This window comes from Legionella saoudiensis, from assembly GCF_001465875.1.
Lineage (GTDB): Bacteria > Pseudomonadota > Gammaproteobacteria > Legionellales > Legionellaceae > Legionella > Legionella saoudiensis.
In genome coordinates, this window is record NZ_LN901324.1 from 527,503 (window position 1) to 540,621 (window position 13,119).

The window sequence follows — 13,119 nt, forward strand, 5'->3', positions numbered from 1 at the left end:
AAAATAATGCAGGAACCATTTTTCATAAAAAAAGTCGCGGTTCTCGGTGCAGGGGTTATGGGCGCACAGATAGCAGCACATTGCGTCAATGCTGGAATAGAGACTCTACTCTATGATCTGCCTTCTAAAGATGCGAATACCAATGCATTAATTGACAAGGCAATTGCCAATTTAACCAAATTAAAACCAGCTCCGCTTGCTACAGCACAAACAGCTGCGCTGTTACAAGCACGAAATTATGAGCAAAACTTAGCTGAGCTGGCTGAGTGCGATTTAATTATTGAAGCAATTGCAGAACGTTTGGATTGGAAGGAAGATTTATACAAACGTATTTCCCCTCATTTAACTAAACGCTCGATTTTAGTTAGTAATACTTCAGGACTTAGTATTAATACACTTTGTTCTGTATTACCCGAAGCACACCGAAAAAATTTCTGTGGCGTTCATTTTTTTAATCCCCCACGTTATATGCATCTTGCGGAACTTATTCCAGCAAATACTACAGATGCAAAATTAGTGGACCATTTAGAAGCTTGGCTAACCAGCTATTTAGGTAAAGGCGTGGTTCGCGCTAAAGATACCCCTAACTTTATTGCCAATCGTGTGGGGGTGTTTTCTTTATTAACTACTTTGCATCATGCCTCTGCCATGAATATGGGACTCGATGAAGTTGATGCATTGACTGGCCCTTTATTAGGTCGACCCAAATCTGCAACGTTCCGCACTATGGATGTGGTGGGTTTAGACACTATGGAGCATGTAGTCCGCACCATGCAAGAACAATTAAAAGAGGATCCTTGGCACTCAAGCTTTAAGTTACCTGAGTGGTTATCCGGGTTAATTAAAGAAGGGCATTTAGGTCAAAAATCGGGCCAAGGTATTTATCGAAAAAATGGTAAAGTGATTGAAGTGTATGACATTCAATCAGCAAGCTATCGCCCATCAAAAGCAGAAGTAAGTGACGAGCTTAAAGCCATCATGGGAAATGCAGACCCTGTTGCGCGTATGCAAGGTTTAATGACCTCTAGTAATAAGCAAGCTAAGTTCTTAGCCGCGTGTTTTAGAGATCTATTCCACTATTGTGCTTATCATCTAGAAGCAATTGCTGATAACGTAAGAGACGTAGACTTGGCAATTCGCTGGGGTTTTGGCTGGATGCAAGGACCATTTGAAACGTGGCAATTATCCGATTTAGCCAAAACAACTCAGTTTATTAATGAAGCCATTAAAGACAAAGCGACACTAAGTATTGCACAATTACCCGGATGGCTTTTTGAAATCGATGCGTTTTATAAGCAAGAAGGAGCTTATTCACCACACCAAAATAAATACCAACCGCGAAGCGAATTGCCTGTCTACACGCGTCAGTTTTTCCCTGACCGCGTAATTAAAGAGCCAGCGCGTACAACCCCTGTCCTTTATGAAAATGATGGGGTACGTTTATGGCATTTACAGGACGATGTTGCTGTTCTTAGCTTCAAGAGCAAAGCCAATACTTTAGGGCAGGCTGTTTTGGACGGCTTGGAAGCATCCTTGGATGTTGCTGAAAAGCAATGCCGTGGGCTTATTATATATCAACAGGACGCGGCAAATTTTAGCTCTGGTGCTGACTTACGCTATGTCATGAAACTGATCCAGGATAATAAGATGCAGGCGCTTGATGACATGATTGCACAATTTCAAGCCGGAGCGATGCGTTTAAAATACAGCTCAATTCCAACAATTGCCGCCTTAAGAGGTCGGGCTTTAGGTGGTGGCTGTGAATTCATGATGCATTGTGACGCAGTTGTTGCTGCATTTGAATCATATCCTGGTTTAGTTGAAGTAGGTGTTGGGGTCATTCCTGCTGGTGGTGGATGTAAGGAAATGGCGATGCGTGCTGCCAATATTCCTCATGCTGATTTAATGGCAGTTATCCAAAGCTACTTCCAACAAATTGCTATGGCGCAAGTAGCTGGCTCCGCTACCGAAGCAAAACAAATGGGGTATTTACAAAGCACCGATACGTTTGTAATGCATGCGGATGAAGTTCTTTATGCTGCGTTAAATAAGGTTAAATTGATGCATGCGGAAAATTACCTTCCACCTTTACCAAGACAGTTTAAAGTCGCAGGAATTGAGGGACTGGCTAGATTACAAACAGGTTTAGTGAACTGGCTAGAAGGTGGATTTATTTCACAGCATGATTATTTCTTATCCACTGAATTAGCAAAAGTACTTTGTGGTGGCAACCTCAATCAAGGGACGTTAGTTGATGAGGCTTGGATGTTGAAATTAGAGCGTGATGCCTTTGTTACTTTAGCCTCAACGCCAGCAACACAAGCTCGTATCAGTCATTTATTAGAGACTGGTAAGCCATTACGTAATTAAATGCAAAATTATCTCCTCTCAAAGCTTAGTCGAGAGAGGAGGAAGCAGAAGGAAGATTAACCAATGACTAATGTATACATAGTTGATGTATTAAGAACTCCAGTAGGAAAGGCACCACGTGGTGTCTTTAAACATACGCTGCCTGATGACTTATTAGCACATACCATAAGAACCCTAATGAGTCGCCACCAGGATGTTGATTGGGAAGAAATTGGCGATGTTGTGATTGGTTGTGCTATGCCCGAAGCAGAACAAGGTATGAACGTAGCACGTATTGCCTCTTTGCTTGCAGGTATGCCACAGTCAGTTCCTGCAATGACAATTAACCGTTTTTGCTCTTCAGGAGTGCAAAGTATAGCAACTGCTGCAGCATCGATCCGCAGCGGTGAAATGCAACTGGCTCTTGCGGGTGGCGTTGAAAGCATGTCTATGGTGCCATTAGGCGGAAATAAGTACACAGCAAATCCTGCAATTTTTAATGATGAACACGTTGCTATTGCTTACGGGATGGGGATAACCGCGGAAAATGTAGCTAAGCAGTGGGAGATTACTCGCGAACAACAAGATGAATTTGCTGCTGAAAGTCATAAAAAGGCAGTTGCTGCACAATTGCGCGGTGACTTTAAAGCCGAAATTACGCCAGTGGAAATTACAGTGCGACAACCGGACTTAGCTAATTCAACAACAAATATTAAGAAAAAGATGATTGCTGATGATGAGGGCCCCAGAGCTGATACCTCTTATGAGGTGATTTCTAAATTAAGACCTGTTTTCGCGTTAAAGGGCACAGTTACAGCCGGCAATAGCTCACAAACCAGTGATGGAGCTGGTATCGCATTACTAGCAAGTGAAGAAGCAGTCCGTAAATACAATTTAAAACCAATGGGGCGATTATTAAGTTATGCGGTAGAAGGTGTGCCACCCGCAATTATGGGTATTGGACCTATAAAGGCTATTCCTGTTGCCTTAAAGCGTGCAGGATTAACACTAGATCAAATCGACTGGATTGAATTAAACGAAGCTTTTGCCGCTCAAGCTTTAGCAGTGATTAAGGATCTAGGCTTACCTCGTGAGAAAGTTAATCCTTTAGGTGGTGCTATTGCATTAGGACATCCTTTAGGGGCGACTGGAGCAATTAGAACAGCAACCTTATTGCACGGCTTACGTCGTACTAAAGGTAAATATGGTATGGTAACTATGTGTATCGGCACAGGTATGGGGGCTGCTGCAATATTTGAAGCATTATAATACTCATATTTTGGAAAACCTGGTTGCTGTGCAACCAGGACTTCCTTAAACAGCAGCTTCAGTTTGCAAAACTGCTCCTGTTATCAACAACTAATGGTGCTTACTTAAGACTTTTGAAAGCATCACCAGGAAGCCTGAATACCGAGAACTCCCCTGAATAAATGAACCTCCAGGAGAGCCTAAGCGAAAAAAGCGGTCTTAAATATGAAGGGATTAATTCTTATCGCGGAATATAATGCGACCTTTAGATAAGTCGTAAGGAGTTAGTTCCACTTTAACTTTATCACCAGTTAAAATTCTAATGTAGTTTTTGCGCATGCGACCAGAAATGTGAGCAGTAATAATATGCCCATTTTCTAATTCAACACGAAACATAGTATTGGGCAGGGTATCTATAACTGTGCCAGCCATTTCTATATGATCTTCTTTTGCCATAGGTCTCTCAAATGATTACCAAATTGATTAATTAATGTTTTCAAAATGAAAACATGACTCTCCGGCAAGTATACTGCTAAAATGAAGACAATGGCAATTATGCAATGCCGAAATTTAAACTATAGGTATAAATTGTAAATTAATAGTACTAAATGGGTGTTCTCCTGTAACCCAGGGCTCACATATTTATGATGTTGAAAATTATCCAAGTTGTATTGTTTTAATCTAAGGTTTCGGCTACCATTGTTCCCTTTACTATAAAACTGTATTTTTTGCCTCCGATTAAATGGAAATTGCTAATACTTTATAAAACAACTGGAGCATCAAGTGAACCGTATTTTGCTATTTATCCTAATTAGTATTGCTGGTGTTGTTAATGCTGCACAATTTGGGCCTAGAGTAAAACCTACCTGTCCAATTCCTAGAATATCCATGAATGTGGATGATTTTCGAATAGTGTCTACAGGGGCTACTTCAGTAATTGAAGATGAGAAGGGCCGTGAATGGAATGTGTACATCTACAGTAAAAACATAACGATAAATAAAGAAATCATTAAAGAAGTAATTTTCAATCCCGCAAATGAACTACCTCGACAAGCAAATGATGTATTTGGTGCTTGGTTATGTGTTTATGAAGGGAAAGCTAACGATGTAACATTTGAAGGCAGTTCAAGTTATATAACACCCTAAGTTAAATTTATCGGAGTAGCCTGGTTGCTTGCAATCAGGTTTTCCTAACTTAAGAAATTTCGCAATCGCTAGGAGAATGAGGCTTGCCAAACTCCTTGCCGAGTCGGATACTCCAAAGTATCTTTTAACAAGCGCATAAATTCACTCCGACTAATAATTTCCGCACCTAAGCTTAGTAAATGTGGCGTAGGAAGTTGGCAATCAATAAAATCAAAGCCCCACTCTTTCATTGTTTGGCATAAATAATATAAAGCAACTTTTGATGCATCCGTGACTTTATGAAACATTGATTCACCAAAAAAAGCATGCCCAAGACTAATACCATATAATCCACCAACTAATTCACCATCAAGCCATACCTCAAAAGAATGGGCAAAACCCAGCATGTGCATTTGTGTATAGACGTCAATCATATCGTTAACAATCCATGTATTATCTGCACGACCTGAGTGGGTCGCACAAGCACATATCACTTGGTGAAATACTGTATCAATAGTTATTTTAAATGGTTTTTTTAGCGATTTTTGTAAACTATGTGATACCTTAAATGCAGTAGGGCGCAAAATAAGTCTTGGATTTGGCGACCACCATAAAATAGGCGATCCCGGGCCATACCACGGAAAAACGCCTTGTGAATAAGCTTGCAAGATACGTTTGGGGTTCAAGTCGCCACCGATAAGTAATAATCCTTGTTTATCGCTGGTTTCAGGATCTGGAAATACGAAATCTTCGTTAGGGTCTATTACCATTTGTACAATTTCTCCATGGAGCCCATAAAATCCGTGATTGGAAGTATATTGAATATATTCTACAATTACTATAAATAAGCAAGGGGAAATCAATTGCAATTAGACTATCTTTACAGTTTGGGAAATATTTTAATTCTTCTTAGTCTGAGCTGCAGGAAAGTTCTTTTAATCCGTATTATCTTTGCTTTATCAGATACTTCATTTCTTATGTATGGAGTATTAGCTCACATCCCCCCAATGGCTTATTGGGCCATTGCTTCCTTACTTATTAATTTCGTACAAATTGGTTTTTTGATACGGGATATGATGCCTAAATATTTAAGTGATGAATTACAATCAATAAAAAAAATATTTTTTGACAGCATGCAAACTAGTGATTTCTTACGCTTAATTAAATTAAGTCACCGGGGGACAGCAAGTAATTCAATCGTGTTAGAAAAGAATAAGCCAGTAAAAGCCTTAATGTTGATTATTAAAGGTCAAGTATATATTGATATTCAAGATTCAATCTTAGAGCTGGGGCCGTATCATTTTATTGGTGAAATGAGCTATTTTAGTGATGGTAATGCCAGCACGACAATCCATGCACGGGAACCGGTAGAGTATTTATATTGGAATTACAGCGACTTACGACGTTTACAAATCAAAAACCCTCCCTTATTTATGAAAATGATTGAAGCTATGGGGAAAGATATTATGTTGAAAATGTTGAACCGCAATAAAGAAACTCCCAAATCGGCAAATCAATAAATTTAGCGGTTATCATTATTAAAAGAGAGGCTCCCCTGTAGAAAGGGGAGGTGGGACGCTTATTCGAGTTCCAGATCCAAATACTGCTCAGCATCAAGGGCTGCCATACAGCCAAAACCTGCAGAAGTAATTGCCTGACGATAAACATGATCAGCAACATCGCCGCAAGCAAAGACTCCAGGTACTGATGTACTGGTCGCCATCCCATCAAGCCCGGATTTAATAGTAATGTAGCCATCCCTCATATCGAGTTGATCTTTGAATAGCTCTGTATTTGGCGTATGACCTATAGCGATGAATACCCCATCAACATCGAGTTGTTCTGTCGAATTATCACGAACGTGACGAATCTTGGCACCAGTAACTTTTTTTCCATCACCAATTACTTCATCTAAGGCACTGTTCCAAATAATTCTGATGTTACCACTTCGTGCTTTTTCAAATAATTTGTCTTGCAGAATTTTTTCTGCACGCAAACTATCACGGCGGTGGATTAAGGTAACATGAGAGGCTAAGTTAGATAGATACAATGCCTCCTCAACCGCGGTATTTCCACCACCAATAACACAAACTGCCTTGTTACGGAAAAAGAAACCATCGCAGGTTGCGCAGGCAGAAACCCCTCGACCTTGATAGGCCGATTCGGATTCTAAACCTAAGTAACGAGCAGAAGCTCCAGTGGCAATGATTAATGCGTCACAGGTATAAGTTTCACTATCACCACGCAGGGTGAACGGCTTTTTGGATAAGTCAGCGCTAACTATATGATCATAAATAATTTTTGTATCAAAACGTTCAGCGTGTTTTTGCATGCGATCCATTAATGCAGGGCCTTGCAACCCTTCAATATCCCCTGGCCAGTTGTCCACTTCAGTAGTCGTGGTCAATTGTCCACCAGGTTGCATGCCAGTAATTAATACCGGATTGAGATTTGCTCTTGCGGCATAGACTGCAGCAGTGTAACCTGCAGGCCCTGAACCCAAGATGATTAAGCGGTGGTGATTGCTATCGCTCATCGATTCTGCCTTCCTTAATATTTTGTGTTAAGATGGCGGGCATTATGACATAAACAAACCTATGAATATACCTATGGCAAAACAACAATCGGGAAGAAAGGCTGGCTCCCTAAAAAAAACCATGCCAAGTTTCATTATCAAGCGCCTTAGTGAAGGCAGTTTTATCTTGTCTTTAACGGGAGCTTTATTTGTTCTTTTATCGTTAATGACGTACCAATTTACAGATCCAGGTTGGTCGCATGTAACACGCGCAGGAACAGCGGTTGCCAACTCAGGCGGACAAGTAGGAGCGTATATTGCGGATGCTCTTTATTTTGTTTTTGGCTATTTTGCTTATTTATTACCGGTTGTTTTTGTTTATATTACTTGGTCAATACTTCAAGATCTACGTGAATTAAAGATCCTTGATCTTCGTGCATTATCTCTACGTTTAGGCGGTTTTTTGCTGATGGTTGTTGGGGGTAGTGGTATATTAAGTTTTCAAGCACACTGGAATCGCTTAGATCCGATGCATGGTCCTGGAGGGCTTATTGGCCAAGCCGTTGGTAAGGCATGGTTTAATATGCTGAATTTACATGGCGCAGTGCTGGTTTTATTAGCTATGTTTTTAGTGGGAACAACCTGGCTTACGGGAATATCCTGGTTACAGGCAGTTGAGCTAATTGGTTTTTACACACTATCATTGATCAATAAGGCTTATGCCTCAGTGAAAAAGATAATCAGTACAAGTAGTGAATGGATTCAAGCGTATAAAGCCCGCAAGCCAGCGGCAGAAGCTAGACCTGTTCAAGAAAAAGCGGCTCCTAAATTATTTAACTCTAAAGCTGAGCCAGAAAGAGAGCAAAATGCTCCAGTATTAATGGCTAATATAGAAAAATCCGTTGCTCCAAGGCCTGAGTCAGTGCGGCCAGAAATAACCAGGCCCGAACCTGTTAAGCCAGAGCCAGTCCGAGCTGAAGTGGTAAAACCTGCACCTGTGGTTGTTGCCGCTCCTCAACGTGATTTAAAAGAAATCCGCGCCCCTAAGCTGCATAATCCAGGTACTTTACCTGGATTAGATTTGCTGGATAAAGGAGAGCCTGGAAAGCCAATGGGTGGATATACTCATCAAGAGCTGGAAAATGTTTCTCGAGAACTAGAGCAGCATCTATTAGATTTTGGGGTGCAAGCTGATGTGGTTGCTGTACATCCAGGTCCAGTAGTTACTCGCTTTGAATTGCAATTAGCTGCGGGAGTTAAAGTCAGTAAGTTAACGGCTTTATCTAAAGATTTAGCGCGCTCTTTATCTGTAATTTCCGTACGTGTGGTCGAAGTGATTCCTGGAAAAACGGTTGTTGGTTTGGAGTTACCCAATCATTCGCGCGAAATGGTTCGCTTGTCTGATGTCTTATCTGCCGATGTATACCAACAAGCTCATTCACCAATTACCTTAGCTCTTGGTGTAGATATTGCGGGACATCCAGTTGTTGTTGATTTAGCTAAAATGCCACACTTATTGGTTGCCGGAACAACAGGTTCAGGTAAGTCAGTAGGGATTAATGCCATGATTTTGAGTATTTTATTCAAGGCTACTCCAGAGCAAGTTCGCTTAATCATGGTGGATCCAAAAATGTTGGAATTATCAGTTTATGATGGTATTCCACACTTATTAACTCCAGTAGTCACTGACATGAAAGAAGCAGCAAGCGCCCTGCGTTGGTGCGTTGAGGAAATGGAACGTCGCTACCGATTAATGGCCTCTTTGGGCGTAAGAAACCTTGCAGGTTTTAATACGAAAGTTGCGGAAGCTATTGCCAATGGCGAGCCCTTAACGAACCCATTATGGAAGCCTGTAGATTCAATGGATGAAACGGCTCCTCTATTAGAAGCATTACCGCATATCGTTGTGGTTATTGATGAACTTGCTGACATGATGATGGTTGTCGGTAAAAAAGTAGAGCAGTTAATTGCGCGTATCGCTCAAAAAGCACGTGCAGCCGGAATCCATATGATTCTGGCAACTCAGCGTCCATCAGTGGATGTTTTAACAGGATTGATTAAGTCCAACATTCCCACACGAATGTCATTCCAGGTTTCTTCAAAAATTGATTCTCGTACTATACTGGATCAGCAAGGCGCAGAACAATTACTAGGACATGGGGATATGCTGTATTTAGCTCCTGGAAGTGGAGCTCCATTGCGTGTACATGGCGCTTTTGTTGATGATAAAGAAGTGCATCGTATTGCAGATGATTGGCGTGCTCGTGGTGAACCGGATTACATTGAAGACATCACGAGAATAGGTGTCGATGGTGACGAAGGCGGTGGTGCTTTGGATGGGGATAGCCAGGCTGAAGATGATGATCCACTTTATGATCAAGCCGTAGAGTTTGTCATTCAAACACGTAAAGCCAGTATTTCTGCAGTACAGCGACGATTGAAAATTGGTTACAACCGTGCCGCACGTATGGTTGAAGAAATGGAACGTACAGGGATTGTTGGCCCCTTAGATGGTGGCTATCGTGATGTCTTAGTAAACTCAGTAACAGAGGATTGATCATGAAAAAAATACTGCTTGCAGTTCTTATGAGTTTTTCTGCCGGTGCGTTTTGTGAAACGGCTGAGGAGGTATTACAAACTAAATTAAACGGCATTCGTTCAATGACTGCCAGTTTTAAACAGGTCGTAAAAGCGAAGGAGCGTGTGGTTTCCCGCTCTTCTGGGACTATGGCGCTGCAAAGACCTGGTCATTTCCGCTGGCAAACTAAAGAACCGATGACCCAATTAATGGTTGCTGATGGCCAGCGTATTTGGATTTATGATAATGATCTTGAGCAAGTTACCGTAAAAAAACAAGAAAAGGGCCTAGGAGGCACAGCTGCTTTATTTTTAAGTGGTTATGACAATACGGTAACCAGAGACTTTATTGTGGCTCAAAGTGGTTCAGCTGATAATCCTACTTTTGATTTAAAATCTAAATCACCTAAGGCTAATTTTCAGAGAATGAAATTAGTATTTCATAAAAATCTGTTAACTGAACTGGTGTTGTATGATCAGTTAGGGCAGGTGACTACAGTACAGCTAGCACAAACTAAATTAAATCCTCAATTGGCTGGTTCTTTGTTCCAATTCAAGCCGCCAAAAGGGGTTGATGTGGTACAGCAATGACCGAGTTTAGGAAAAACTCCTCTCTTCCATTGGCCGAGTTATTACGACCGAAGCATATTGATGAGTTAATCGGTCAACAGCATTTGCTCGGGGAGGGAAAACCCTTACGACTTAGTTTTCTGGGTGGCAAGCTCCACTCCATGATTTTATGGGGGCCACCTGGGGTTGGTAAAACAACCCTGGCGCGGATTACCGCCGATGCTTTTGATTGTGAGTGGATCGCACTTTCAGCTGTTTTCTCAGGTGTTAAAGACATTCGAGCAGCAATGGAACAAGCCCAAGAGAATTTAGCTCAAGGCAAACACACCATTCTATTTATTGATGAAATTCATCGTTTTAACAAATCTCAACAAGACGCCTTACTACCTTATACTGAATCGGGTTTGGTTACTTTTATCGGGGCCACAACGGAAAATCCTTCCTTTGAGGTAAACTCGGCATTACTATCACGAGCACAGGTTTATGTGCTAAAGCCATTAACTAATGAAGAGTTAAAACAATTATTTGAAAAAGCACATCAAAAAGCTCTCAACGAAATTCCATTCGATGAAGCAGCAACCGCTATCATTATTGATTTTGCCGATGGTGATGCACGAAGATTATTCAACTGTATGGAGCAGTTGCAAACCGCCTGTGCAGCCGCGAAAGTCACTGAGGTAACGAAGGATTTTGTGATTAACTCCTTAGCCCAGAACATGCGCCGATTTGATAAGGGTGGTGAGAATTTTTACGATCAAATTTCTGCCTTACATAAATCAGTGCGTGGCTCTAATCCGGACGCTGCACTGTACTGGCTTTGCCGTATGTTAGATGGGGGAGTTGATCCTCTATACCTATCTCGACGCATTATTAGAATGGCATGGGAAGATATTGGCTTAGCCGATCCCCGAGCGATGCAAATTGTAAATGATGCCGCAGAAACTTATGAACGATTAGGCTCGCCAGAAGGAGAGTTAGCTTTAGGCCAAGCAGTAATTTATCTGGCAATAGCTGCTAAAAGTAACGCAGGCTACAATGCGTTTAACGAAGCCATGGCTTTTGTAAAAAAAGACAAATCGCAAGAGGTGCCTATTCACTTACGTAATGCTCCCACACGCCTAATGAAACAATTAGGTTATGGACATGAATACCGCTACGCTCACAATGAGCCGCATGCTTATGCCGCAGGAGAACGCTATTTACCTGAAGGCATGAAAGAGCCTAATTGGTATCAGCCTGTGCCACGAGGTTTGGAAATCAAAATTGCTGAAAAGATAGAATTTTTAAGGAAGCTTGATGAGGAATATAAATACAAAAAGCCCTGAAATAATTCATTTTTAAATGTGCCAGAAAGAAGCTTATTTATGAGCAATCCTAATACATCCTCTAAAGAACTTAGAGTCTTCTGCAGGGAGAAGAGCCTCTCCATTTGTTAAAGAAGGATAAAAACGTTGGTCTGCTTTAAGAAGTTCTCCCACATTACTAATTAGCCCATCAATATCATTTGAGTTGTGAAAAAATGAAATTTCTATGTTTTGTGCGATATGTTGAATAATTGTATTAGAGCAAAAATGGTTATCTTTAATAAGTTCACTAAGCATATCTACGCATATGTCCTTAAATTCACGCATTGCTTCCATGATGCTGGATTTTCTAGAGTTGGGTGAAAAAGAACGGGTCGTAGGGTATTGTAGCGAATAATAAACAGGTAATGGCTTATCTGAGTTAATTTTAAAATATGATGGCCCCATGATTGTAGGCAGTTGGTGTTTAAGGCCATAACTATTTAGAAATACATCTTGAAGTATTTCTAAAGGAAGTAAGTCATGATTCATTTGAGGTGAAAAACCTGGTGTTTCACCAGTCATTATATCAATTAAATGTTTGAATGAATCAAACAAGTAGGGATTGGGCTTTTGATTCGTTGTTTCCAACAGCAAGGAATAAGCCGTCTGGTAGTGCGGGATATGCCTTAAATACATTGCTGCTTTAGCAAAAATGGTATAAAAATATCGTCGAACATCAAACCAATCCGGGTCATTTTTAATGTGATGTATCCAATTTTCGGAAAAATAGATTAGGCTGGAGTACCATGATTTATCTATTTCAGGGCAATTTAATATGGTTTTAAATAAATTAAAATGTTCATATAAAGAGCCGGGTGGTTTAGTTTTTATTTTTAAGTCACGACACAGCTTGGTTATTCTTGATTGACATCCAATACTGGGAAGCATAAAAATAGATCTTCCGCCAGAAATTGCTGATAAAACCCCCATGGGAGAATAATTAAATTTACTCTGAACATCTACAATACGGGTGTAACTAAAAAATTCACCAGGAGATTGGATCCGAACGGGAAGCGTTAATTTTTTTTGAGGTAAATCAACGTACCATTCAAATTGTTTATCTATAATCATCCCCAAGGGGGAGCTACTTTTACCATATCCGAGATGTAAATTTAGCTCATTCGGAAGTCGCGGATCATTTAACCTGAACAGAGTACCATTTTCTAGAGGCAGGAATTGGCTGTGTTCATCACCAATTAACTCTCCATAGGGAAAATTAAGTATATATAGTGGAAAATCTACCCCAGGATTTAATCGGTCTACAAGCGTATAAAATTCAAAATTAGCATTTTTAATTTTATCTTTAATTTCATGCCAATAAACTTTCCTGGTCCCGATCATATATTCTTCTAATTGGTTGGATTTAGCTCTATTATTTTGCCCTCTTAT

Annotated in this window: 11 protein-coding genes; 7 read left to right on the forward strand and 4 right to left on the reverse strand. The window is 40.6% G+C overall.

Going from position 1 to position 13,119, the window contains the following annotated elements; translation table 11 throughout:
- Positions 1-6 precede the first annotated feature (6 nt).
- Both BN3124_RS11315 and BN3124_RS11320 read left to right on the forward strand, forming a co-directional pair.
- Positions 7-2,370, forward strand: a complete 2,364-nt coding sequence (locus BN3124_RS11315; protein WP_058534906.1) for a 3-hydroxyacyl-CoA dehydrogenase/enoyl-CoA hydratase family protein — start codon at positions 7-9, stop codon at positions 2,368-2,370.
- Between the two features lie 63 nt (positions 2,371-2,433).
- On the forward strand, positions 2,434-3,618 hold the full coding sequence (locus BN3124_RS11320) for an acetyl-CoA C-acyltransferase (protein WP_058534907.1): 1,185 nt from the start codon (positions 2,434-2,436) through the stop codon (positions 3,616-3,618).
- A 213-nt stretch (positions 3,619-3,831) separates the two neighbouring features.
- On the opposite strand, the gene infA is transcribed toward BN3124_RS11320, so the two are convergent.
- Positions 3,832-4,053, reverse strand: a complete 222-nt coding sequence (gene infA / locus BN3124_RS11325) for a translation initiation factor IF-1 (RefSeq protein ID WP_058499675.1) — start codon at positions 4,051-4,053, stop codon at positions 3,832-3,834.
- A gap of 327 nt (positions 4,054-4,380) precedes the next feature.
- Between infA and BN3124_RS11330 the strand changes: the two genes are divergently transcribed.
- On the forward strand, positions 4,381-4,743 hold the full coding sequence (locus tag BN3124_RS11330) for a hypothetical protein (protein WP_058534908.1): 363 nt from the start codon (positions 4,381-4,383) through the stop codon (positions 4,741-4,743).
- 68 nt (positions 4,744-4,811) lie between these two features.
- Here the strand turns inward: BN3124_RS11330 and aat are convergent, their stop codons facing one another.
- A complete protein-coding gene (gene aat, locus BN3124_RS11335) occupies positions 4,812-5,492 on the reverse strand; it encodes a leucyl/phenylalanyl-tRNA--protein transferase (protein ID WP_058535881.1) in 681 nt (226 codons plus the stop codon).
- Positions 5,493-5,585: 93 nt separating this feature from the next.
- Between aat and BN3124_RS11340 the strand changes: the two genes are divergently transcribed.
- A complete protein-coding gene (locus BN3124_RS11340; RefSeq protein WP_230849135.1) occupies positions 5,586-6,242 on the forward strand; it encodes a Crp/Fnr family transcriptional regulator in 657 nt (218 codons plus the stop codon).
- A gap of 59 nt (positions 6,243-6,301) precedes the next feature.
- Here BN3124_RS11340 and trxB read toward each other — a convergent pair whose 3' ends face one another.
- Entirely contained in the window at positions 6,302-7,258 is a 957-nt protein-coding gene (gene trxB, locus BN3124_RS11345; protein WP_058534909.1) for a thioredoxin-disulfide reductase, read from the reverse strand.
- A 73-nt stretch (positions 7,259-7,331) separates the two neighbouring features.
- On the opposite strand from trxB, the gene BN3124_RS11350 reads away from it, so the two are divergent.
- From BN3124_RS11350 to BN3124_RS11360, 3 genes are read left to right on the forward strand one after another with little or no spacing between them, the layout of a single operon-like run.
- Positions 7,332-9,794, forward strand: coding sequence for a DNA translocase FtsK (locus BN3124_RS11350; RefSeq protein ID WP_058534910.1), 2,463 nt, complete (start codon positions 7,332-7,334; stop codon positions 9,792-9,794).
- A gap of 2 nt (positions 9,795-9,796) precedes the next feature.
- Positions 9,797-10,405, forward strand: coding sequence for an outer membrane lipoprotein periplasmic chaperone LolA (gene lolA / locus BN3124_RS11355; RefSeq protein ID WP_058534911.1), 609 nt, complete (start codon positions 9,797-9,799; stop codon positions 10,403-10,405).
- On the forward strand, positions 10,402-11,709 hold the full coding sequence (locus BN3124_RS11360) for a replication-associated recombination protein A (protein WP_058534912.1): 1,308 nt from the start codon (positions 10,402-10,404) through the stop codon (positions 11,707-11,709). Before lolA ends, BN3124_RS11360 begins: the two co-directional genes overlap by 4 nt.
- Before the next feature lie 33 nt (positions 11,710-11,742).
- Here the strand turns inward: BN3124_RS11360 and BN3124_RS11365 are convergent, their stop codons facing one another.
- Entirely contained in the window at positions 11,743-13,071 is a 1,329-nt protein-coding gene (locus tag BN3124_RS11365; protein WP_058534913.1) for a hypothetical protein, read from the reverse strand.
- Positions 13,072-13,119 lie beyond the last annotated feature (48 nt).

Excerpts from the sequence above, each read along its gene's own strand:
- BN3124_RS11315 (WP_058534906.1), top strand. The coding sequence starts at position 7 with ATGCAGGAACCATTTTTCATAAAAAAAGTCGCGGTTCTCGGTGCAGGG.
- BN3124_RS11320 (WP_058534907.1), top strand. The coding sequence starts at position 2,434 with ATGACTAATGTATACATAGTTGATGTATTAAGAACTCCAGTAGGAAAG.
- infA (WP_058499675.1), bottom strand. The coding sequence starts at position 4,053 with ATGGCAAAAGAAGATCATATAGAAATGGCTGGCACAGTTATAGATACC.
- aat (WP_058535881.1), bottom strand. The coding sequence starts at position 5,492 with ATGGTAATAGACCCTAACGAAGATTTCGTATTTCCAGATCCTGAAACC.
- trxB (WP_058534909.1), bottom strand. The coding sequence starts at position 7,258 with ATGAGCGATAGCAATCACCACCGCTTAATCATCTTGGGTTCAGGGCCT.
- BN3124_RS11350 (WP_058534910.1), top strand. The coding sequence starts at position 7,332 with ATGGCAAAACAACAATCGGGAAGAAAGGCTGGCTCCCTAAAAAAAACC.
- lolA (WP_058534911.1), top strand. The coding sequence starts at position 9,797 with ATGAAAAAAATACTGCTTGCAGTTCTTATGAGTTTTTCTGCCGGTGCG.
- BN3124_RS11360 (WP_058534912.1), top strand. The coding sequence starts at position 10,402 with ATGACCGAGTTTAGGAAAAACTCCTCTCTTCCATTGGCCGAGTTATTA.
- BN3124_RS11365 (WP_058534913.1), bottom strand. The coding sequence starts at position 13,071 with ATGATCGGGACCAGGAAAGTTTATTGGCATGAAATTAAAGATAAAATT.